Annotated in this window: 1 protein-coding gene; it reads left to right on the top strand. The window is 76.5% G+C overall.

Going from position 1 to position 2,306, the window contains the following annotated elements; translation table 11 throughout:
• Positions 1-2,306 (top strand): non-ribosomal peptide synthetase (locus GT030_RS35170; RefSeq protein WP_161204537.1); only part of this gene is annotated, 2,306 nt, incomplete at both ends.

The following is a 2,306-nucleotide window of genomic DNA, read 5'->3' on the forward strand; positions in this document are numbered from 1 at the left end:
GCCCTTCTGCGCGGCGCCCCGCAACGGCCCGGCACCCCCCGCGCGGTGGAACGGGGCGACCGCCTCGCCTACGTGATGTTCACCTCCGGCTCCACCGGCCTCCCCAAGGGCGTCGGCGTCACGCACGACGACGTGCTCGCACTGGCCGCCGACGCCGCCTGGCGCGACGGCGTCTCCGACGCGGTGCTGATGCACTCCGCCTACGTCTTCGACGCCTCCACCTTCGAGATCTGGGTGCCGCTCCTCAACGGCGGCCGGGTGGTCGTCGCCCCGTCCGGCGGCCTGGAGCCGCGCGTGCTCCGGGAGATGACGGAGCGGTACGGGGTCACCTCGTTGTTCCTGACGACCTCGCTGTTCAACCTCGTCGCCGAGACCGACCCGGCTGCCTTCGCCGGGCTCCGCCTGGTCTCCACCGGCGGCGAGGCGGCCGCCCCCGGCCTCACCCAGCGGGTCGCCGAGGCCGCCCCCGGCACCCGGGTGCTGAACGTGTACGGCCCCACCGAGACCACCACCTTCGCCACCCGCCACCGGGTCACCGCCGGCACGAGCGGCGTGCCCCCGATCGGCCGCCCCCTGGACGGCATGAACGCCTACGTCCTCGACGACCGCCTGCGCCCGGTGCCGCCGGGCGTGGTCGGTGAGCTGTACGTCAGCGGCCGGGGCGTGGCCCGCGGCTACCTGGGCCGCGCCCGGCTCACCGCCACCCGGTTCGTGGCCGACCCGTACGACGCGGCGGGCGCCCGGATGTACCGCACCGGCGACCTCGCCCGCTGGACCGCCGACGGCGACATCGAGTACGCCGGGCGCGTCGACGGACAGGTCAAGCTGCGCGGGTTCCGTATCGAGCCCGCCGAGATCGAGAACACCCTGCTCACCGACCCCGCCGTACGCTCCGCCCGCGTCCTGGTCCGGGAGGACGTGCCCGGCGACCCGCGCCTGGTCGGCTACGTCGTCCCCGAACCCGGCACCGCCCCGGACGCCGCCGCGCTCGCCCGGACCGTGGGCCGGGCGCTGCCCGCCTACATGGTGCCGTCGGCCTTCGTCCTGCTCGACGCGCTGCCCCTGAACGCCAACGGCAAGCTCGACCACCGCGCCCTGCCCGCGCCCCGGGCAGCCACGGCCGCCGGGCGTGCCCCGCGCACCGCCCACGAGGAGGTGCTGGCAGGGCTGTTCGCCGATGTGCTCGGCCTGGACGCGGTCGGCGTGGACGACGACTTCTTCGCCCTCGGCGGCCACTCCCTGCTCGCCACCCGCCTCACCGGCCGGGTCCGCACCGCGCTCGGCGCCGAACTCGACCTGCGGACCCTCTTCGAGCACCCCACGGTCGCCTCGCTGGCCGCCGTGCTCGACACCTCCGGCGCGGCACGCCCCGCGCTCGTCCCGCAGGACCGGCCCGACCCGGTGCCGCTGTCCTTCGCGCAGCAGCGGCTCTGGTTCCTCAACCGGGCCGAGGACTCCGGCGACACCTACAACGTGCCGCTCGTCCTCGACCTCGAAGGCCCGCTGGACACCGACGCCCTGCGCGGCGCCCTCGCCGACGTGGTGGCCCGGCACGAGAGCCTGCGCACGGTGTTCGCGGAGGAGGACGGGGTGGCCCGGCAGGTCGTCCTGGACGCCGCGCACGCCGCCGAGCTGGTCCCGCTCGCCGTCGAGGAACCCCCCGCCGGGGCGGACGCCGAGGTGTGGGCCGAGGAGGCGGTGGCCCGACTGGCCGGCGCCCCCTTCGACCTCGCCGGGGGCGTCGCCTTCCGTGCCGGGCTGCTGCGGCTCGGTGTGGACCGGCACATCCTGGTTCTGGTCCCGCACCATGTCGTCGCCGACGGCTGGTCCCTCGCCCCGCTGAGCCGGGACGTCGGCGCCGCCTACCGGGCCCGGCTGGCGGGGGAGGACTTGCCCGACTGGCCCGCGCTGCGGGTGCAGTACGCCGACTACGCCCTGTGGCAGCGGGCGTTGCTCGGGGAGGGCGGCGACCCGGACAGCCTCGCCGCGCGGCAGCTCGCCTTCTGGCGCGAGGCGCTGCATGGCGCCCCCGATCTGCTCGAACTCCCGCTGGACCGGCCGCGCCCGGCCGTTCCGAGCCACCGGGGCGGGGCGGTGCCCTTCGAGCTGCCCGCCGATGCCCACGCCGAGCTGACCGGGCTGGCCCGCGCGGCCGGCTGCACCCCGTTCATGGTGCTGCAGGCCGCCCTCGCCGTGACCCTGCGCGCCCACGGCGCTGGCGAGGACATCCCGCTCGGCACGGCGGTCGCCGGACGCGCGGACGAGGCGCTGGACGACCTGGTCGGGTTCTTCGTCAACACCCTCGT

Origin of the sequence: Streptomyces sp. SID1328, assembly GCF_009865595.1 — a bacterium.
GTDB classification, from domain to species: domain Bacteria; phylum Actinomycetota; class Actinomycetes; order Streptomycetales; family Streptomycetaceae; genus Streptomyces; species Streptomyces griseoluteus.